Origin of the sequence: Clostridium sardiniense, assembly GCF_019753795.1 — a bacterium.
Taxonomy (GTDB): domain Bacteria; phylum Bacillota; class Clostridia; order Clostridiales; family Clostridiaceae; genus Clostridium; species Clostridium sardiniense.
This window is the reverse complement of the sequence record NZ_JAIKTU010000003.1, coordinates 191,672-212,401: the sequence shown is the minus strand read 5'-3', so window position 1 is coordinate 212,401 and position 20,730 is coordinate 191,672. Positions and strand designations below refer to the sequence as shown.

The 20,730-nt window shown below is 29.3% G+C and carries 19 protein-coding genes; 18 read left to right on the top strand and 1 reads right to left on the bottom strand.

The window, feature by feature from the left end:
• The first annotated feature begins 51 nt into the window (after positions 1-51).
• The 18 genes from K5V21_RS04460 (at position 52) to K5V21_RS04375 (ending at position 20,036) form a co-directional block, all read left to right on the top strand.
• Positions 52-1,887: a beta-N-acetylhexosaminidase gene (locus K5V21_RS04460; protein ID WP_221859541.1), complete on the top strand. Its 1,836-nt coding sequence runs from the start codon at positions 52-54 to the stop codon at positions 1,885-1,887.
• A 123-nt stretch (positions 1,888-2,010) separates the two neighbouring features.
• Complete coding sequence (locus tag K5V21_RS04455) at positions 2,011-3,462, top strand: ABC transporter substrate-binding protein (RefSeq protein ID WP_221859678.1); 1,452 nt, start codon at positions 2,011-2,013, stop codon at positions 3,460-3,462.
• A 187-nt stretch (positions 3,463-3,649) separates the two neighbouring features.
• On the top strand, positions 3,650-4,534 hold the full coding sequence (locus tag K5V21_RS04450) for an ROK family protein (protein WP_204595577.1): 885 nt from the start codon (positions 3,650-3,652) through the stop codon (positions 4,532-4,534).
• Between the two features lie 107 nt (positions 4,535-4,641).
• Entirely contained in the window at positions 4,642-5,124 is a 483-nt protein-coding gene (locus K5V21_RS04445) for a hypothetical protein (RefSeq protein WP_221859539.1), read from the top strand.
• An 18-nt stretch (positions 5,125-5,142) separates the two neighbouring features.
• Complete coding sequence (locus tag K5V21_RS04440) at positions 5,143-6,252, top strand: ABC transporter ATP-binding protein (protein ID WP_221859537.1); 1,110 nt, start codon at positions 5,143-5,145, stop codon at positions 6,250-6,252.
• 59 nt (positions 6,253-6,311) lie between these two features.
• A complete protein-coding gene (locus tag K5V21_RS04435) occupies positions 6,312-7,253 on the top strand; it encodes an ROK family protein (protein ID WP_204595574.1) in 942 nt (313 codons plus the stop codon).
• A gap of 452 nt (positions 7,254-7,705) precedes the next feature.
• The gene (gene ptsP / locus K5V21_RS04430; protein WP_221859535.1) at positions 7,706-9,325 is read left to right on the top strand and encodes a phosphoenolpyruvate--protein phosphotransferase; all 1,620 of its coding nucleotides are present in this window, start codon (positions 7,706-7,708) and stop codon (positions 9,323-9,325) included.
• Between the two features lie 335 nt (positions 9,326-9,660).
• Positions 9,661-10,197, top strand: coding sequence for a chromate transporter (locus tag K5V21_RS04425; RefSeq protein ID WP_221859533.1), 537 nt, complete (start codon positions 9,661-9,663; stop codon positions 10,195-10,197).
• The gene (locus K5V21_RS04420; protein ID WP_221859531.1) at positions 10,198-10,728 is read left to right on the top strand and encodes a chromate transporter; all 531 of its coding nucleotides are present in this window, start codon (positions 10,198-10,200) and stop codon (positions 10,726-10,728) included. It begins immediately after the preceding gene.
• A gap of 235 nt (positions 10,729-10,963) precedes the next feature.
• A complete protein-coding gene (locus tag K5V21_RS04415) occupies positions 10,964-11,620 on the top strand; it encodes a biliverdin-producing heme oxygenase (protein ID WP_245000641.1) in 657 nt (218 codons plus the stop codon).
• Positions 11,621-11,744: 124 nt separating this feature from the next.
• A complete protein-coding gene (gene iadA / locus K5V21_RS04410; RefSeq protein WP_221859529.1) occupies positions 11,745-12,941 on the top strand; it encodes a beta-aspartyl-peptidase in 1,197 nt (398 codons plus the stop codon).
• Positions 12,942-13,168: 227 nt separating this feature from the next.
• Complete coding sequence (locus tag K5V21_RS04405) at positions 13,169-14,050, top strand: ABC transporter ATP-binding protein (RefSeq protein WP_221859527.1); 882 nt, start codon at positions 13,169-13,171, stop codon at positions 14,048-14,050.
• Positions 14,051-14,053: 3 nt separating this feature from the next.
• Positions 14,054-14,869 (top strand): ABC transporter permease subunit, encoded by an 816-nt coding sequence (locus tag K5V21_RS04400; protein ID WP_221859525.1) that lies wholly within the window; start codon positions 14,054-14,056, stop codon positions 14,867-14,869.
• A gap of 184 nt (positions 14,870-15,053) precedes the next feature.
• Positions 15,054-15,833 (top strand): hypothetical protein, encoded by a 780-nt coding sequence (locus K5V21_RS04395; protein WP_221859523.1) that lies wholly within the window; start codon positions 15,054-15,056, stop codon positions 15,831-15,833.
• 101 nt (positions 15,834-15,934) lie between these two features.
• Entirely contained in the window at positions 15,935-17,497 is a 1,563-nt protein-coding gene (locus K5V21_RS04390; RefSeq protein WP_221859521.1) for a nitrite/sulfite reductase, read from the top strand.
• An 86-nt stretch (positions 17,498-17,583) separates the two neighbouring features.
• Entirely contained in the window at positions 17,584-17,886 is a 303-nt protein-coding gene (locus K5V21_RS04385) for a hypothetical protein (protein ID WP_221859519.1), read from the top strand.
• A gap of 222 nt (positions 17,887-18,108) precedes the next feature.
• Positions 18,109-18,552 (top strand): hypothetical protein, encoded by a 444-nt coding sequence (locus tag K5V21_RS04380; RefSeq protein ID WP_221859517.1) that lies wholly within the window; start codon positions 18,109-18,111, stop codon positions 18,550-18,552.
• A gap of 26 nt (positions 18,553-18,578) precedes the next feature.
• Positions 18,579-20,036, top strand: coding sequence for an NADP-dependent glyceraldehyde-3-phosphate dehydrogenase (locus K5V21_RS04375; RefSeq protein ID WP_221859515.1), 1,458 nt, complete (start codon positions 18,579-18,581; stop codon positions 20,034-20,036).
• Positions 20,037-20,066: 30 nt separating this feature from the next.
• Here K5V21_RS04375 and K5V21_RS04370 read toward each other — a convergent pair whose 3' ends face one another.
• Positions 20,067-20,681: a cell wall hydrolase gene (locus K5V21_RS04370; RefSeq protein WP_204595562.1), complete on the bottom strand. Its 615-nt coding sequence runs from the start codon at positions 20,679-20,681 to the stop codon at positions 20,067-20,069.
• Between the last annotated feature and the right edge of the window lie 49 nt (positions 20,682-20,730).

The window sequence follows — 20,730 nt, the reverse complement described above, 5'->3', positions numbered from 1 at the left end:
AATATAAGAGGGTCACAAAGTGACCCTCATAAATGACAAGGAGATGAAGAGATGTATTTAATACCAACGCCTAAAAGTTATAAAAAAACAACGAATAAATTTAACATAGAAAGAGGAACAGAAATTAGTATAGGTCATAATTGTGACTTTAATGAACTTGAAGCAGCTATTATATTACAAAAAGAAATAGAAGGTGTATTTGGTTTTAAAGTACCAATAAACAAATGCTTTGAAGAAAGTTATAAAAGAGGTACTATAAGATTCACTAGAAAAAATTCATTGAAAAATGAAGCATATGAGATTTTAGTAGAAAATGATTGTATTGAAATAAAAGGAGCACAAGGATCAGGAATATTCTATGGGGTACAAACATTAATACAATTAATAAGACAAGAGGGAGCTGTTATATCAGGAATACTTATAGAGGATGAACCCTATTTTAAAAATCGTGGATACTATCATGATGTTACAAGGGGGAAGGTTCCAACTTTAGATACATTAAAAGAATTAGTAGATAGGGCTTCTTTTTATAAAATAAATCAAATTCAATTATATATAGAGCATACTTTTGCATTTGAAGGAATGAGTGAAGTATGGATAGATAAAGATCCACTAACAGCAGAAGAGATATTATTATTAGATGAGTATTGTAGAAGACGACATGTTGAACTAATACCATCACTATCTACTTTTGGACATTTATATGAAGTACTTCGTACAGAATCATATGGAGATTTATGCGAATTGGAAAATAGTAAGGATATAGAGTACTCATTTATTGATAGAATGGCTCATCATACTTTAAATGTAAGTGATGAAAAGAGTTTTGAGTTAGTATCTGATATGATAAATCAATTTATTCCATTATTTAGTTCAAATAAGTTTAATATATGTTGTGATGAAACTTTTGATTTAGGCAAAGGAAAGAGTAGTGAGCTTCGAGAAGAACTTGGAGTCGGAAAACTTTATACTACATTTTTAAACAAAGTTATATCTTTAGTTAAGAAACATAATAAAAAGGTGTTTTTCTGGGGAGATGTAATCTTAAATCATCCAGAATTAATGAGTGATATACCAAAAGATGTTATATGCCTAAATTGGAACTATTGGTATAAAGTTAAGGACGATGATACGAAAAAAATATCAGAAAGTGGATTAGAGCAGTATGTATGTCCAGGAGTAGGTGGATGGAGTCATTTAATGAATCTTATAGAGAATGGATTTGAAAATATAAGTAGAATGGTATCTTATGGAGTGGAATATGGAGCTACAGGAGTATTAAACACTGATTGGGGAGATTATGGACATATTAATTTACTATCAAATTCAGTTCCAGGAATGGCTTATGGTGCTTCGTTATCATGGAATCCAAATATAGAAAAAGATTTTGAAAAAGCATATGAAGCAATATCTTTATTAGAGTACGGGGATGAGTCACTTAAGTTAATTTCATTATTAAAAGAGCTTGGGAATTGCCAAAAGGTAGGTTGGTCAGAACTTGTGAGATTTAAAGAACGTCCTAAAGAAAGAGAGGAGCTTTTAAAATTAGATATAGAAGAGATAAAAGGAAATTACGAAAAAGGAAAAGATATAGAGAAAACACTTACATTATTAGCTAAAAATATAGATAAGAAACATGATGTTCAAGAGTTTATAGTATCTGCAAGAGGAATAAATTTAATAAATGAATTTTTTATTATGCTGCTTTCTAAAAATCAAAATAGTAAAGATGAGATAAAGGGAAATAATGAAAAGAATTTAGCGGAAAAATTTGAACTTTGGCTTTATGACTACTCATTTATATGGAGAAAACGAAATAAAGAAAGTGAATTATATAGAATTAGAGATGTAATAAGATATATAGCAAATTATTTAAGATGTATTTAATATTTAAAGTGAGATTATTTTAAGTAAATGTTGAATATGTACACTATAAAACAATAAATGGATATATTATAATTTTAATTGTAAACGTTATTAAAGATGTTTAATAAGGGTAGGGGAGGAAAAATAATGAAACTTAAAAAGATTGTTGCACTAGCTGCATGTGCTGTGCTAACGACTACAACAATATTAACTGGTTGTGGAAAATCAACCGAAACTTCAGGAAAAAATGGTGATGTAACTACATTAACTTGGTATTCAATTGGGCAGGAGCCAAAGGATTTAAAATTGGTACTTGATGAAGCCAATAAGTACTTAGAAGAAAAAATCAATGTAAACTTAGATATGAAATTCGTAGATTTTGGTGATTATAACCAAAAGATGTCAGTTGTAATAAATTCAGGAGAAGATTATGATTTAGCATTTACTTGTTCATGGGCTGGTGACTATTTAGGAAATGCTAGAAAGGGAGCATTCTTAGAATTAGATCCTTACTTAGATAATCAAGGTAAAGATATGAAAGCAGAAATAGATCAAAGATTCTGGGATGGAGCAAAGATAGATGGAAAGACATATGCTATACCTAACCAAAAGGAATTAGGAGTAGCCCCAAGCTGGGTATTCACTAAAGAATATGTAGACAAGTATAACATACCATACAAAGATATTCATACTTTAGAAGATTTAGAGCCATGGTTAAAAGTTATAAAGGAAAAAGAGCCAAATGTGACACCTTTATATATAACTAAGGGATTCTCATTTACAACATTCTTTGATCAATTAGTTGATCCAGTTGGAATAGATCTTAACGATAAAGATTTAAAGATCAAGAATATGTTTGAAACTCCAGAAATGAAGAAAGCACTAGAAACATTAAGAAGATACTATAAAGCAGGATATATAAATACAGATTCAGCTACAGCTCAAGATGATAAAGCTAAGAAGAGATTTGTAACTAAAGCTGATGGACAACCTTATGCAGATGCAATCTGGTCAAAGGATTTAAAATATCCAGTTGTTTCTTCAACAATCACTGATACTTGGATTACTAATGGTTCAACAACAGGATCAATGATAGCAGTATCAAAGAACTCTAAGAATCCAGAAAAAGCTGTTGAATTCTTAAATCTTTTAAATACTGATGAGTATTTAAGAAACTTAATAAACTACGGTATTGAAGGTACTCATTACAAAAAGACTGGTGATAAGAAAATTGAATTAATAAATCCAGAAGAAAAGAAATACGATGTTCCATACTTTGCAATGGGAAATTTATTTAAGACTTATATTGTAGGTGATGAGCCTGAAACTAAGTGGAAAGAATTTGAAGCATTCAATGATGCTGCAAAAGTATCACCAATATTAGGATTTAAATTTGATCCATCAAAAGTAAGCACTGAAATTGCAGCTGTAAATAATGTTTTAGAAGAATTTAAAGCAACTATTTATAGTGGTTCAGTAGATGTTGATGAATATCTAGGAAAATTAAACGCTAAGCTAAAAGAACAAGGAATCGATAAAATAATAACAGAAATGCAAGCTCAAGTTGATGAGTGGAAAAAGACTAATAATAAATAAATTTATAGCTTAGGATAGTAATTAATTTAGAAGTGGGAGATATTTATTCATTTAACATGAAATAATATCTCCCTTTCTATAAAAATACTAGTAATTTCACTACATAAAAAGATTAGCAGTAAACAAAAAGTAATACTAATTGCAGATAGAATAGGAATTTTTAAAAGGTGTAAGGAGGATTTATAGCATGATAGCTTGTATAGATATTGGAGGAACTGCAATAAAGGTTGGAGTCTTAGATAAAGAAGGAAATATACATCATAGAAATTCATTAAAAGTAGGAGTAGATTTAGAACAGTTTACAGAGACACTATTAAATTGGATATATGAAGCAAAGAAGGAATTTGAAATTGAAGGTATAGCAATTAGTTCTCCAGGGGCAGTAGATACAAAAAGCGGAGTGATAGGTGGTGCAAGTGCAATACCTTATATACATGGCCCAAATTGGAAAGAAATATTAGGACAAGAATTTAATTTACCAGTAAGTATAGAAAATGATGCAAACTGTGCAGCACTTGCAGAAGCATTTAATGGATCTGGAGCAAATATTTCAGATATGTTATTCATAGTTTGCGGAACAGGAATAGGTGGAGCTATAGTCCACGATGGGAAAATACATCATGGCAAACATCTTCATGGTGGAGAGTTTGGATATATGATAATGGAAGATAAGGATGGAAAGTTTAGAAACTTTAGTGAAGTAGCATCAACAATGTCATTTGTAAGAAAAGTGAGAGAAGAGTATAAAGATGATTCATGGGATGGAGTTAAAGTATTTAATGAAGCAGAGAATGGCAATAAATTATGTATTGATGTGATAAATACATTTTATTTAAATTTAGCAAAGGGAATATTTAATCTTCAATATGTTTATGATCCCGAATTAATATTATTAGGTGGAGCTATATCAGAGCGAGAAGATTTTATAGAGAGAATAAATGAGAAGATAGATTTCTTAATGAAAGAGATAGAAATAGCAAAGGTTAGACCTACTATAGCAACATGTACCCATAAAAAAGATGCAAATCTTATAGGTGCATTAGCAAATTTTATTTATGAATATAATTATTAAAATTGAAAGAAATAATTGTTTGGATAGTTTACTAAAGGAGATAGAACTTCTATATGTAGCTAAAAAATAAGTTTAGATATAAATTTATATATAAAAGAGGGAGATAAATGGATAATTTTTATGAGCAATTCTTAACCAAAGATTATGGAAAGCTTCAAAAAAAATTTGAGACTACAAGAAATACATTAGTAGTACTTGCAATGATTGCAGCAGTAATAGTTGGGTTATTTGGAGTTATAGCTTTCATAGTTGGATATATAATATTAGGTCTTATAGCAAGAGCTATGTTCTTAGAATACGAATATGAATTAACAGAAAATGAGTTAGTAATAACTAAGATAATGAATAAGAAAAAGAGGAAAATTATAACAACTTTAGATATTAAAAATATAGTAAATGTAAAAGGTGTAGAAGAGGCAAATCAAAATGGAGCAAAGCTTGTTAAAGCATGCGTAGATGATAGTGGATTAAGAGAGCAAATAATATTTGTACAGAAGAATTCACAACTTATAGGTTTTAAAGTAGCTATGGATAAGAAATTAATATCAATGTGTAAGAGAATAAATCCATTGAATTTTAGTGGAATATAGATTAGGGAGGCAATTAAAATGGCAGGATTAGTATTAAAAAATATTGAAAAAAGATATGAAAACGGATTTAAGGCGGTAAATAATTTTAATTTAGAAATAAAGGATAGAGAGTTTATAGTATTTGTTGGACCATCAGGATGTGGTAAATCAACAACTCTTAGAATGATAGCAGGACTTGAGGAAATTTCAGATGGAGAATTATACATTGGGGATAAGCTAATGAATGATGTAGCACCTAAGGAAAGAGATATAGCGATGGTATTCCAAAACTATGCGTTATATCCTCATATGACTGTATATGATAATATGGCTTTTGCGTTAAAACTTAGAAAAACTTCAAAAGAGGAAATAGAAAAGAAGGTAAGAGAAGCTGCAAGGATTCTTGATATAGAACATTTATTAGATAGAAAACCAAAGGCTCTATCAGGGGGACAAAGACAAAGAGTTGCTATGGGAAGAGCTATTGTTAGACATCCAAAGGTATTCTTAATGGACGAGCCGCTTTCAAACTTAGATGCTAAATTAAGAGTTCAAATGAGAACAGAAATAGCAAAATTATATAAGCAATTAAAAACTACATTCATATATGTAACACATGACCAAACAGAAGCTATGACACTTGGAACAAGAATAGTAGTAATGAAAGATGGGGTTATTCAACAAGTTGCATCACCTAAAGAAATATATGATCATCCAGCTAATATGTTTGTTGCAAGCTTTATTGGAAGTCCTCAAATGAATACCTTCTATGGAACAACTTATGAAAAGAATGGAAAAGTATTTATTAAGATGTTAGATAATGAAGTTGAGCTTCCAGCAGATAAAGCTAAGATAGTTAGAGAAACAAATCATGCAAATTCAGATGTTATTGTAGGAGTAAGACCAGAGAATATAAGTTGTAAGAGAGAAGATGTAGAAAAAGAAGGTGCCGTAGTATTTAAATCTGAAATAGATGTATCAGAAAACTTAGGAGCTGAAACATTCTTATACCTTAAGAGTGAAGGAAGAACAATGATAATAAAAACAGCAACAGCTGATAATGTAAATACAAAAGGAACTGTTGAATATGTTATGGATTTAGATAAGCTTCATATTTTTGATAAAGAGGAACAATACACAGTATTCTAAAAAGTATAAATTTACTTTAACTAATAAAAAATAGATGAGGTTAAGGGAGGAGTCACTTTATGGGGAAGTTATTTGTAGGGGTTGATTTGGGTGGTACTAAGATATATACAGCATTAGCAGATGAGACTGGGACTATTTTAAAGGAAATAATAGTTGGAACAGAAGCTAACAAAGGACCTGAGCAAATTGTAGAAAAGATAAAAAGTAGTATAAGAAATGTATTAGAAGATATAAATATAGATGATATAAAAGCTATAGGCATAGGTTCACCAGGACCACTTGATATAAAAAATGGATTAATTGCAGAGCCTGCAAATTTACCGTTTAAAAATTATAATATAGTAAAAGAAATTAAAGATGAGTTTAATGTACCAGTATATTTAGATAATGATGCAAATGTGGCTACACTTGCAGAGTTTAAGTTTGGAGCTGGAGTTAATACAGAGAATATGATATATGTTACAGCCAGTACTGGAGTAGGCGGTGGGGCCATATTAAATGGTAAAATATATAGAGGAAGTACAGCAAATGCTTTAGAAGTAGGACATACAACTATAAGTACAACTGGAAGAAGATGTGGATGTGGAAATAGAGGGTGTGTTGAAGCTATGACTTCAGGAACTGCAATTAAAAAAGCTGCTATAGAAGCATTAGAAAGCCGAGTTGAAACATCATTAAGAGAGTATGAAAATATTTCAGCAAAAGAAGTATTTATAGAAGCAGAAAAGGGAGATAAAGTAGCAAATGAAATTTTATCAGAAGCATTATCTTATCTAGGTGCTGCAATATCTAATTACGCAAATATATTTGATCCAGATATGATAGTAATTGGTGGTGGAATTACAGGTGGAGGAAAAATAGTGTTTGACAAAATAAATGATGAGATGAAAAAGAGATGTCTAGGCACTATATTAAATAATTGCAAGATAGAGAAAGCAAAATTAGAAGGTCAAGCTGGGGTTCTAGGTGCAATTGCTCTTGCTATGATGGAAACAAAATAATAAATTAATAATTAAAGTTAAAAACCCTTAAATTATATATAGATTATTGTTTGAAAAATAAGCTGGATTTTAAATCTAGCTTATTTTTATTTTTTAAGAGCACATTAAATTAAGTGAATTTGTAGAAAATAAATATATAAATATAAAATATTAAAAAACTTTTAAAAACAAATATTCTTTAAATTTCAATATATGATAGTATATGTAAAATTTTGTGGATAAATGTTAATTTAGAGAATAAATATGTAAAAAATTCAAAAATATATATAAATAATCCATTATTTTTGGACAAAAAATATCTTATAAGGTATTAACAAGGAAAAAAATTATGTTATAATTGATAAGGGTTGTACTTAATATGTAAAAGTTATCATAAGACTTGTTAAATTGTAACAGTTTTATTTATGTACTTAATTTTTTTAATAGGTAACATAATTAAGGAGGATTTTATTATGAAAAAAGGTATTGCTGCTTCAAAAGGATACGCTATAGGAAAAGTATTCTTACAAGAGCATGAGGAAATAATTATAACTGATGAAAAGGTTACAGATGTAACTTTAGAAAAGGAAAAATTACAAAAAGCGTTAGATGCGTCAAGAGACCAATTAGAGAAAATAAAAGCTAAGGCTGCTGTAGAAATGGGAGAAGAAAAGGCTGCTGTGTTTGAAGCACACATAACTTTACTTGATGACCCAGAATTCACAGGAACTATGGCTATGGAAATAGAAAATAATCAATTAAACGCTATGAAAGCTGTTGAAAATGTAACAAACACTTTCGTTATGATTTTCGAATCAATGGAAGATGCTTACATGAGAGAAAGAGCAGCTGACATAAAGGACGTTTCAAAGAGAATAATAGCAAATTTATCAGGTAGAGGCGGAGATGCTTTCGCAATAACAGAAGGAAATACTATAGTTGTTGCTGAAGATTTAACTCCATCAGATACTGCACAATTAGATAGAAGCAAAGTTGTAGCATTCTTAACTAACATTGGAGGAAGAACTTCACACTCAGCTATAATGGCTAGAACATTAGAAATTCCTGCAATAGTTGGTCTTGGAGATATCACAACTTCAGTTAAAACTGGAGACAAAGTAATAGTTGACGGTATTGAAGGTATAGCTATAATCAATCCAGATGAAGCTACAATTAAAGAATATGAAGCTAAGAGAGAAACTTTCTTAGCTGAACAAGAAGAACTTAAGAAGCTTATCGAAGTTAAGACTGTAACTAAGTCAGGTAAGAGAATTGAAGTTTGCGGAAATATCGGAAAGGCAGAAGATGTTGACGGTGTTATAGCTAACGGAGGAGATGGAGTTGGACTATTCAGAACTGAGTTCTTATATATGGATAGAGACAATGCTCCAACTGAAGATGAGCAATTTGAAGCATATAAATATGTTTTAGAAAATATGAATGGAAACCAAGTTGTTATAAGAACACTTGATATTGGTGGAGATAAGACATTACCATACTTACCATTACCAGAAGAAATGAATCCATTCTTAGGATATAGAGCAATCAGACTTTGTTTAGATAGAAAAGAAATATTTAAGGTTCAATTAAGAGCATTACTTAGAGCTTCAGTATATGGAAATCTTGCTGTAATGTTCCCAATGATTTCAGGAATACAAGAATTTAGATCTGCTAAAGAAGTAGTTGAAGAATGTAAAGCTGAACTTAGAGCTGAAGGAAAAGAATACTCAGATACAACTCAATGGGGTATCATGGTTGAAATTCCAGCAGCAGCTGTAATGGCTGATGAGTTAGCTAAAGAAGTTGACTTCTTCTCAATTGGAACTAATGATTTAATTCAATATACATTAGCAGCAGACAGAATGAGTGAAAAGGTATCATATCTTTATAATCCAATGCACCCAGCTGTACTTAGATTAATAAAGATGACTATAGATGGAGCCCATAAGCATGGCAAGTGGGTAGGAATGTGTGGAGAAATGGCAGGAGACGAAGCTGCTATACCAACATTAGTTGAATACGGACTAGATGAATTCTCAATGAGTGCTTCATCAATTTTAACTGCTAAAAAAATCATTTTAGAACAAGAATAGATTTTTTTATAAATAACACAAACCCAAAATCTCAGCGTGGACTTAAGTCCACGCTTTTTTTGATTCTATATGTTGTTAAGGTATAAGGAAGATATAGATAAGTATATGGATAGTGTATTTAAAATATTATGAATGAATTTAAATTATATAATATAGATTATAAATGAAATAAAATTTAATTTATTAGTATTCAATAAGTTTACTGATTATAAAAAGTTAATAGGTATATATAGTAACAATACGTTAAAAAGTAATATAGAAAAGTATTTATAAAATTAAATATGCGGGTTTGTGATAAAATATGTGTATATAAAAGTAAAGATGGAGGAAATATTGTGGATAAAGTTTTAAAGATGTTTATTTCATTTTTTAAGATAGGTGCATTTACATTTGGTGGTGGTTATGCCATGATTCCAATTATTGAAGAAGAAGTTGTAAATAAGCAAGGTTGGGTAACTAAAGAAGAATTTATGGATATGCTTGTAGTATCCCAAAGCTTTCCTGGTGCTATGGCCGTAAATTGTTCTCTTTTTATTGGCTATAAAATAGCAGGCGTAATCGGTGGGGTTATTGCACTTCTTGGAGTTGCATTACCATCATTTTTAATAATCCTTATAATTGCTGCATTCTTTATGCAATTTAGAGATAATTATTATGTAAACCTTGTATTTAAGGGAATATCAGCAGCTGTACCAATACTAGTTTTAACTGGAGTTATAAGCTTAGCAAAAGGTGTTGATAAGAATATTAGAAATGGAGTAATTCTAGTAATAGCATTAATAGCATTAATAATTTTTAAAATAAATCCTATTATAGTAATAGTAGTAGCAGCCTTATATGGAGCAGTATTTTTAAGGAAGAAGGTGGAGTAGATGAGTATATTAATACAATTATTCTTTACTTTCTTAAAGATAGGAACATTTAGTTTTGGTGGAGGATATGCAATGATTCCTTTTATCCAAAGAGAAATAATAGAGAATCATCAATGGATAAATAATAATGTATTTATGGACATAATAGGTATATCACAGATGACACCTGGGCCTGTGGCAATAAATTCAGCAACTTTTGTTGGATATAAAGTTTCAGGAGTATTTGGGAGCATAGCTGCAACTTTAGGGGTGGTAACTATGTCTTTTATTTTAGTATCTATTGCATCAAAAGCCATGGAAAAATTTAAAGAATCAAAGGTATTAAGAGGTGCATTACTTGGAATGAGGCCTGTACTAATAGCTTTGATAATACAAGCATTTTTTGATTTAGCAAAGGATGCTTATATTGATATTAAATCTGTAATAATAACACTTATAATAGGCGCATTGTTACTATCTAAGAAAGTTCATCCTATAATAGCGATAATTATATCCGGAATACTCGGAAGCATATTCTATGGAGTTTTTTAACATAAAAACATCTTATTAAACATAGTGTAAAGGAATAATTAATAGACAATCATTATGGAGAGAATGTGAGAAATATAACTAAATACTATTTATAAAGGCCTTTTTTGGGTTCCTGCAACTAAAATTAAGTAAATAAGGTGTTTGAATGTTTTTTTCTAAAAGACTATTATTTAGCCATAAACAGGGTTGTGCCGTGTTAAAAATTTTAGAATAAAATATTTAAGAAGGTGTTTTTATGAGTTCTAATATGGATTCTTTAATGATGGAGATTAAAAAAAATAGTAATGCGTTACATGATGTGGCTGAGAATACGGGTATTTTAAAGAAGTTAAAGGAAGGTACTGTTTCAGTAGAAAGTTATTCAGAGTATCTATTTAACTTATATGAAATTTATAAAACCTTAGAATTTAATTTGCAAAAGCATGATAAAAATCGTATAGTTAAAGAGTTTACAACAATGGAAGTTTATCGTTCAGAGGCAATATATAAGGATTTGAGAGTTTTATTTGGTAGTAGACTTAGCTCAATGAAACTTTTAGCATCAACAAAAGCTTATATTCAAAGACTTAATGAGTTAAGCGAAAGAGAGCCTGAATTATTAGTAGCACATGCTTATACTAGATTTTTAGCAGATCTTTTTGGAGGAAGAACTATATACAATGTTCTCAAAGAGTCATGTGGTATGAAGGATGAAGCATTAAATTACTATAAATATGAAGCATTAGATGATGCTGAAGGAATGAAATCATTCATTATGGATTATCATGAAAAGCTAAATTTATTAGATATTAAAAAGAACTTTGAAGAAAAGTTTATTAATGAAGTTTCTAATGCTTATGTATACAATATAGCTATCTCAAATGAATTAGAAGTATCAAAATTTAATAAATAAATATATTTAAAAAAGGTTGCATTCTAAATTAGAATGCAATCTTTTTTTATTTTAGGTATATAAATAATATTGAGTTAATTTGGGGGAAAATAAAAGTATCATAATTTTAGGAGTGAGTTTTTAGATGATTAAAGTTATTAAGAACATAAAGATATATTCTCCAAAATACCTAGGAGAAAAGGATATAGTTATAGTAAATGACAAGATTGAGGGAATATATGAGAGTATAAAAATTCCAGAAGATTTTATTAACATTGAAGTTATTGATGGAAAAGGAAAGTATGCTTTTCCAGGATTTATTGATGCACACGTTCATTTAATAGGTGGCGGAGGTGAAGGTGGATTTAAGACAAGGACACCAGAACTGCAATTAAGTAATATAACAAGAGCAGGAATTACAACTGTCAATGGATGTATAGGAACAGATGGAGTATGCAGAAATATGAGAGCATTAATTGCAAAGGTGAAAGCACTCAAGGAAGAAGGGATAACAGCTACCTGCTATTCAGGGTCTTATGAAGTTCCAGTAAAAACTATGACTGATAGTATTAAAGGAGACCTAATGCTTGTAGATGAAATAATTGGAGTTGGAGAGATTGCACTTTCGGATAATAGAAGTTCACAACCAAGATTAGATGAATTTATAAATTTAGTTGCTCAGTCTAGAGTTGGTGGACTTTTATCAAATAAATCAGGAGTTGTGAATGTTCATCTAGGTGGTGGGGCTAGAAGATTGGATTTTTTATTTAAGATGTTAGATGAATCTGAAATACCGGCAACTCAAGTTATACCCACACATATGAGTAGAACAAAAGAACTTTTAGATGCAGGAGTAGATTGGGTAAAAAGAGGTGGATATATGGATTTAACAACTAGTTCAGATCCAGACAATTTAGAAAAAGGAGAAATGATAGCATCTAAGGCATTAAAGTATCTATTAGATAAGGAATTACCAATAGAGAAAATAACTTTTACATCAGATGGAAATGGAAGTATGCCAATTTTTGATGAATATGGCAAGTTAAAAGGGCTTGGAATATGTAGTGTTGAGAGTCTTTATGGAGAAGTAAAAAAGGCTATATTAACTGAAAAAATAGATATTGAGAAAGCTTTAAAGGTAATAACATCCAATGTTTCTGATGCACTTAAGTTAACAAGTAAGGGAAGGATAGAGCCAAAAAAAGATGCAGATATAGTAATAGTTAATGAGTCAGACTTAGCAATTGATAAAGTAATTGCACTGGGAAGATTAATGGTAGATAAGGGGGAGCCTATAGTAACTGGAACTTTTGAAAAGGCAATAAAAGAGTCTTTTGATTAAAAGGAAGATATTGTATAATTAGATGTGATAGGTCATTAGATAGTAGGAAATCTATTTAATGACCATATTATTTATAAAGTGTAGGTAATACATAATCTAAAAGATATGTATAATTAAAATTATTAAAAAAATATCAACAGTATAATAGCCTTATAGTGGATTATTTTATTGTTTTTGTGGATAGTTTAATACCAGATGTTAATAATTCAATAGAGGAGAGAATATTTATGAAAGCTATACAAGTTTCATCATTAACTAAAAATTATAATGGAAAAAGAGCTATAGAAAATATAAATTTTGATGTTGATAAAGGTGAAATAGTTGGATTTATAGGTCCAAATGGAGCAGGTAAATCAACAACTATTAAAGCAATGCTAAATTTTATATATCCTACTAGTGGAAGCTGCAAAATTTTTGGATTAGATTGTGAAAAAGAATCTAAAAAGGTTAAAGAATTAGTTGGATATGTACCTAGTGAAGTTAGATTTTATAATGACATGAAGGTAAAGGATATATTAAATTATGCAGAAAGTTTTTACGACGATATTGATAAGAATAAGGTAAAAGATTTGTGCAGAAGATTTGAGATAGAGGAAAATAAAAAAATGGGGGAACTATCTCTTGGAAACAAAAAGAAGGTTGCTATAGTACAAGCTCTTATAAACTCTCCTAAATTAATAATTTTAGATGAACCAACTAATGGGTTAGACCCTTTAGTTCAGAATGTGTTGTTTGAAGTTCTATTAGAAGAAAAAAAGAATGGTACAACAATATTTTTATCAAGCCATAATCTTACTGAGGTTCAAAACTATTGTAATAGAGCAGTAATAATTAGAGATGGAAATATTGTAGATATAAAAGATATGTCCACAATAAAGGCTTTTAGTAATAAAAAAGTAACGATATTAACTAATGAAAATATAGAAAGAGATATTAGGATACTTGGGGGAGAAAAAGTAAAAAGGATAAAAAATTCAATTAATTTTTCTTATAATGGGAATATAAATACATTAATAAAATTATTAGCTTCATATGAAATTGATGATATAAATATTGGCGAAGAAGAATTAGTAGATACTTTCATGAATTACTATAAAGGGGAGGAATAAGTAGTGAATATTATAAAAGTAGAATTAAAAAGAAGTATTAAATCGCTATTAACCTGGAGCATTGTAACCTCTCTTATATTAATTTTATTTATGTCTCTTTACCCATCTTTTAAAGATAGTGGGATGGTGGATATAATAAATGCAGAAATAGATGCTCTTCCAAAGGCAATGCTTGAAATGTTCAATATTAAAGATACACCGAATTTTTCTAATATAATAGAATATTTTGCTTATTCATTTCAATATATATTGATGGTATCAGGAATATATGGTGGTATACTTGGTGTTAATTCATTAATAAGTGAAGAAAGTGATGGAACTATAGAATTTCTTTATTCAAAGCCAATATCAAGAGAAAAGATAGCAGGAATGAAGATAATATCAAATTTATTAATATTTTTAATATTTTCTATAATTATAAGTATAGTATCCATAATACTTATGATGGTTCTAGCACCTGATGGAGCAGACTTATTAACGGTATTAGTAGATACTAGAAATATATGTATAGGATTTACTGTAGTTGGATTAGTATTTTTAAGCGTAGGATTCTTAATTTCAACTATAATAAAAAGTTCAAAGAGTGCTATAGCACTATCTCTTGGAGTATTTTTCGCAACATATTTCATTGGCGTAATCTCTAAGATAAAAGAAAATGTAAACTGGTTAAGAATAATTTCTCCTTATGAAAATTTTATTCCAGGTGAAATAGTAAAAGATGGACTAAATGTTCCATATATTATAGGAAGTCTTTGTATTATACTAATATGTATCATATATAGTGTGATTATATATAAAAGGAAAGACTTTAGAATTTAAAACTAAAAGTGCAGACTCTCTAGATATTAGGGAGTCTGCACTTTTATATATGAGAAGCTATTTATAGAAGTAATAAATTTTAATTCATTTATTATTTATTTAGATTTAAAATATTATCTATTAATTAATAGTATAATACAAAGAAAAATGGAGAATATGATTAGATGGATAGGAGATGATAGGTATGAAGGCTATAAGAGAAGAGATAAACAAAGATATAAAGTTTGTAGTCATGTTTAGTATCTTTACTTCAATTATTATTATATTATTTTTATCAGTATATCCGCTAATTGAAATCAATATAAAAAAAAATATAGATTCAAATATTCTTAATATAAATAAATTTAGTGAAATGAGACCGGTAGTTAACTATGATAGTATAGTTAATTATATTGCATATATGTTTGATTACATCTATATAATTGCAGGTATTTATGGAGGAGCTCTTGGAGCATGCACATTTTTAGATAAAAAAGAGAGTAATATGAGTACTAATGATTATTTAGTTTCTAAGATATTAGGAAATATAGAAAAATTTTTAGCATATACACTGTTGATAGGAATGGTAACCTTTGTAATGATTGTGCTTGTTACTCCTATGGATGGAAAGATAGAGTATGTCTTATTAGAGGAAGTGAATCTACTAATAGGGCTATTTATAATAGGTATATTTTTTATGAGCATAGGATTTATTATATCAGTAGTATCTAAAAATAAAGTTATGAGTATAGTAATTTCTTTCGTAGTAGTGGTTTATACATATATTTTAGGAGTAGTCTCAAGGTTTTCATATAAATTAGAAATTTTAAAGATATTTTCTCCTTTTGAAAATATTAAACCTATAGATATAATCAATTATGGATATTATGGATTAGTTGTATTTAGTATTATAATTACATCCATATGCTTTATATTACTAACAATTCTTGCATATAAAGAGATTGATGAGAGAAAAAATATTTAAAAGCTTTTAAATCATAGGTATTTACCTATGATTATCATAATAAAATCTTCGTTTACGATGTACATTTCAAAGGATAAAATAAATAGAAGAGGTGATTGTTAATGAATAAATTAAATAAGGAACTAAATAAAATATTAAAGGAAGAAATTATTACGTTTAGGGAAAATGGACATAAGTTTTTAAACAAAGAGATCAATGTAGCACAATTTAAAGGAATGTCTGGAGGAATGGGTGTTTACGCACATAGGGGCGGACAAGAGTTCATGATAAGATTAAAAACTCCTTCAGGAAGAGCAACTAAAGAAGAGCTTGCTAAGATATATGAATGGGCAAGTAGATATAACTTAGAATGGATTCATCCAACAACAAGAGAAGCAATACAATTACATGGATTAGGAATAGATGATGTATGTGATTTAATGGAAGAAGCAATGGATTATGGAATATATACAAGAGGATCAGGTGGGAACTTCCCAAGAAATGTTGCAATATCACCTCTTTCAGGTGTAGAAAAAGGAGAAGCTTTTGATGTGACTCCATATGCAGAAGCTGTAAATGAGTATATTATGCAAAGAGTATATACTTATAAGTTACCTAGAAAAATAAAGATAGCAATGGCTAATAATTTAGCCGATGCACCACACTGTACAGCAACAGATTTAGGATTCTTAGCAGTAAAAGAAAATGGAGAAAATATGTTTAAAGTTTATCTAGGTGGTGGACTTGGAAGAAATCCAAGATTATCAGTTGAATATGATGAACTTATAAAACCAGAAGATGTAATATATCATGTTCAAGCTATGGTAGATTTATTTATGGCAGAAGGTGATTATTCAAATAAAAATAAGGCTCGTATAAGATATATTGTTGAAAGAATGGGAGAAGAAGAGTTTGTAAAATGTTATAAGAAACATTTAGCAGAACAATTTGAAAATAAAGATTTAAAAATAGATGTTAAAGAATATGAAATTACTAAAAAAGGATGTAAATCCGATGCAAAACATTCAAGATTAGTAGAGCAAAAACAAGATGGACTGTATAGCGTTTATTTCCATCCATTTGGTGGGAAATTAAATATGTCAGATCTTAAAGATATTATTGATGTGACAAAAGATATGGAAGCAGTAGATTTCAGATTTACTATGGAAGAGGGCATGTATATAAGAAATCTTAATGGTAAAGAAGCTGAAAAGATGCTAGAGTTAACTCAAGGTCGTGGTGGAGAAATAAAGGTAATGCAATCTGTATCATGTATTGGAGTACCAATATGCCAAATGGGGCTAGCTAACAGCCAAGGATTATTAAAGAGTATTTTAGATAAACTTTCAAATGAAAATGTAGAGAAGGACCTATTACCTGTAATACATATATCAGGATGCTCAAATTCATGTGGTGTACATGAGATTGGTGAACTTGGATTTACAGGAAAATCAAAGAGAGTAGATGATGCACCAAGAAAATGCTTTGAACTTCATGTAGGTGGAAATTTTGCAATTAGAGAAGCAAAGCTTGGGGAAGTATATGGTGATATACTAGATGAAGAAGTTCCTAATTTTGTATATGATTTATATACTGCACTTGAAAAAGATAATGCTAAATTCAATGATTGGTATATAGAAAATAAAGAAGAATTTAGAAATATAGTAAACAAATATTTAGTTTAATATAATAAAAAAGTGGCTCAGCCACTTTTTTTTTATAAAATTTTGTTTTAAAATACAGATAATATAAAAATATAAGGAGAATAAAGATGGCAAAGAAAACAAGTAAGAATAATGATTTATTATATACAGCAAGAGAAAATACCTCACCAAAGGTTTATGATATAATACTAGACTTAGTTAATAAGGATAAAGAAAATATTGCAAAAGATGTAATGAAAGTAGATTATCTTTTAGAATATACTAGTACTTGCATAAAACAAAAAGATTTTAGAGAGGCTAGAGAGACTATAGATAGAGTTTCTGAAAGAATAAAAATATTAAAAGAAAATGGAGCAAATACAGAATATTTAGAATATCTTAGAGATGGGATAAAAAATAAGATAAAGTAATTAACTATAGGGATTAATAAAATATTTTATTAATTTCTAAATTTTTATATGTTAATTGATAATTATTATTTGTTAACAAAAGATTAAATTTAATAAAAGTTATTTTTAAAAGACGTATTTAGTGTTATTATTAAATAAATGATAAGTAAACTCAATTAGAATATTTATTGATTACTTACAAAAAAAAGAATCCATAAAGACGATTATTAGGAGATGACGTTTATGGAAGATAATTTAAATAGAATATTATGCAAAACAACAAAAGAATATACAGTTAGAAGAATGAAAGCGCTATTACAAAAGGCAAAAATGCAGTATAAAGATTATACAAACACATTAATAGATGCTGAAAAAGAAGATTATGAGAATGAACTTATAAACGAGGTTGAAGAAGCTAATGTGGATAATCCTCTACATGATAAATTAGATGATTTAGAGGATATATTAAAAAGTTTAGTTAATGACTGTAAAGAAGAGAATATAGAGATAAATTTACAGCGTGCTTATAAAGAATTCTCAAATGGATTTTGTAATAAATGTGTTGATTATTTAAATAGAGAGAAACTAAAAGAAGAATTAATTGAATCTATTTTAGGATTTGAATGCCAAGATAAGGACATGATGAATAAAATAGTGGAAGAATGGATAAATAATTTAATGAAATGAAGCAAGATAAGGAGGGCTCATATTATATGTTTAAAGAAGAAAAAAATGGAGTTTCTATATATGGAAACTTATTAAATGGTAATTGGGTAGTAAAAGATAGTACTAAATTAATAGAAATAAAATCACCTGCAAATGAACAAATAGTAGGATTTGTAGAAGCTATGAGTAAAGAAGCTGTAGATGAAGCTATTAGCGTAGCTAAAGATGCTCAAAAGAAATGGAAAGAAGTTCCGACTAATCAAAAATCAAGATTATTACACAATGTAGCCGATTTATTAGAAGAAAGAATAGAAGAAATGGCTGATATTATGGTTCTTGAAATATCTAAGGATAGAAAGAGTTGTATGTCAGAAATAAAAAGAACTGCTGATTTAATAAGATTTACAGCAGATACTGCAGAAAATATAAAAGGTGAATCAATACCGGGAGATTCTTTCCCTGGATTTAAAAATGATAAGATATCAATAGTTACAAGAGAACCACTTGGAGTTGTACTTGCAATTTCACCATTTAATTATCCAGTGAATTTAGCGGGATCTAAAATAGCACCTGCATTAATGGCTGGTAATACTGTTGTATTTAAACCTGCAACTCAAGGTAGTATATGTGGATTATATCTAGCAAAAGCATTTAACGAAGCTGGAATACCAAGTGGTGTTTTAAATACAATCACTGGTAAAGGAAGCGAAATTGGAGATTATGTTGTAACACATAAAGATATAGATTTTGTTAACTTTACTGGAAGTAGTGAAGTTGGAAGAAGAATATCTAAGATTACTGAAATGAAGCCACTTTTAATGGAACTTGGTGGTAAAGATGCAGCTATAGTTTTAGAAGATGCTGATTTAGATTTAGCAGCTAAAAATATAGTGGCTGGTGCATTCTCATATTCAGGACAAAGATGTACAGCTGTTAAGAGAGTACTTGTTATGGAATCTGTTGCAGATGAATTAAGTAGCAAAGTATTAAAGGAAATGGATAAGGTAACAGTTGGAAATCCATTAGATGGAGACTTTACAGTTGGACCTCTAATAAGTAGTAAGGCATGTGACTTTGTTCAAGGTATAATAAATGATGCAGAGAAAAAAGGTGCTAAACTTTTATTAGGTGGAACAAGAGAAGGAAATATAATAATGCCAACATTATTTGATAATGTAACAGTTGACATGAGAATAGCATGGGAAGAGCCATTTGGACCAGTTCTTCCAATAATAAGAGTTAAAACAATTGATGAAGCAATAAAAATTGCCAATGAATCAGAATATGGACTTCAGTCATCAGTATTTACTAGAGACATAAATGAAGCATTCTATGTAGCTAATAGATTAGAAGTTGGAACAGTTCAAGTAAATAATAAGACTGAAAGAGGACCAGATCACTTCCCATTCTTAGGAGTAAAATCATCAGGTATGGGAACACAAGGTGTTGCTTACTCAATAGAAGCAATGTCAAGACCAAAGGCTACAGTTATAAATTTAAAATAATAAAAAGAGGCTCCAAAAATTGGAGCCTTTTTATTGTTTAAAAAATGTGTGATTTCCTATTTTTTTAGAATCTTTTTTTGCTGTTTCCTTCATCCAAGAGCAAGTTGCTATTGTAGGATTATAGAAAAATAAAGCTTCATTAGTTGGATCTTTTCCTCTAATGGCTTCATATACTGCGTCATAGCAAGATTCATTTGGCTGGGCAACTATCTTTCCATCAAACACACATGAGAATGCATTTTTCTGGAAGATTACATCAGATATAGTATTTGGGAACTTAGGGCTCATAACTCTGTTTAAAACTACAGATGCAACAGCAACCTTACCTTCAAAAGGTTCACCTCTGCTTTCACAATAAACAAGTTTAGCCATAAGATCAATATCAGCCTTTGTTATTTTAAGCTGAGATCCATTTTGATTAAAAACTTCTATATCATTTTTAGAAACTTCATTTTTAGTGGCTGATGTTGCTTTTACAGCTGTCTCCTTTTTAAGAGCAACTTTATTTTCTTCCTTCTTCTCATTAGTATCTAATTTGTCTTCACTTAAAGAAACATAATCAAATAAACTAAGCATAGAAGCATTTGCCTCTACAGATGACATTAACATAATAGAAAGTAAAAAAAGACTTACAAACTTTTTCATAAAAAACCTCCTTTTTACAACCCAGTCAAAGAATATTATTGCCAAAAGG

Coding starts and splice junctions, on each gene's coding strand:
- K5V21_RS04460 (WP_221859541.1), top strand. CDS start 52: ATGTATTTAATACCAACGCCTAAAAGTTATAAAAAAACAACGAATAAA.
- K5V21_RS04450 (WP_204595577.1), top strand. CDS start 3,650: ATGATAGCTTGTATAGATATTGGAGGAACTGCAATAAAGGTTGGAGTC.
- K5V21_RS04445 (WP_221859539.1), top strand. CDS start 4,642: ATGGATAATTTTTATGAGCAATTCTTAACCAAAGATTATGGAAAGCTT.
- K5V21_RS04440 (WP_221859537.1), top strand. CDS start 5,143: ATGGCAGGATTAGTATTAAAAAATATTGAAAAAAGATATGAAAACGGA.
- K5V21_RS04435 (WP_204595574.1), top strand. CDS start 6,312: ATGGGGAAGTTATTTGTAGGGGTTGATTTGGGTGGTACTAAGATATAT.
- ptsP (WP_221859535.1), top strand. CDS start 7,706: ATGAAAAAAGGTATTGCTGCTTCAAAAGGATACGCTATAGGAAAAGTA.
- K5V21_RS04420 (WP_221859531.1), top strand. CDS start 10,198: ATGAGTATATTAATACAATTATTCTTTACTTTCTTAAAGATAGGAACA.
- K5V21_RS04415 (WP_245000641.1), top strand. CDS start 10,964: ATGAGTTCTAATATGGATTCTTTAATGATGGAGATTAAAAAAAATAGT.
- iadA (WP_221859529.1), top strand. CDS start 11,745: ATGATTAAAGTTATTAAGAACATAAAGATATATTCTCCAAAATACCTA.
- K5V21_RS04405 (WP_221859527.1), top strand. CDS start 13,169: ATGAAAGCTATACAAGTTTCATCATTAACTAAAAATTATAATGGAAAA.
- K5V21_RS04395 (WP_221859523.1), top strand. CDS start 15,054: ATGAAGGCTATAAGAGAAGAGATAAACAAAGATATAAAGTTTGTAGTC.
- K5V21_RS04390 (WP_221859521.1), top strand. CDS start 15,935: ATGAATAAATTAAATAAGGAACTAAATAAAATATTAAAGGAAGAAATT.
- K5V21_RS04385 (WP_221859519.1), top strand. CDS start 17,584: ATGGCAAAGAAAACAAGTAAGAATAATGATTTATTATATACAGCAAGA.
- K5V21_RS04380 (WP_221859517.1), top strand. CDS start 18,109: ATGGAAGATAATTTAAATAGAATATTATGCAAAACAACAAAAGAATAT.
- K5V21_RS04375 (WP_221859515.1), top strand. CDS start 18,579: ATGTTTAAAGAAGAAAAAAATGGAGTTTCTATATATGGAAACTTATTA.
- K5V21_RS04370 (WP_204595562.1), bottom strand. CDS start 20,681: ATGAAAAAGTTTGTAAGTCTTTTTTTACTTTCTATTATGTTAATGTCA.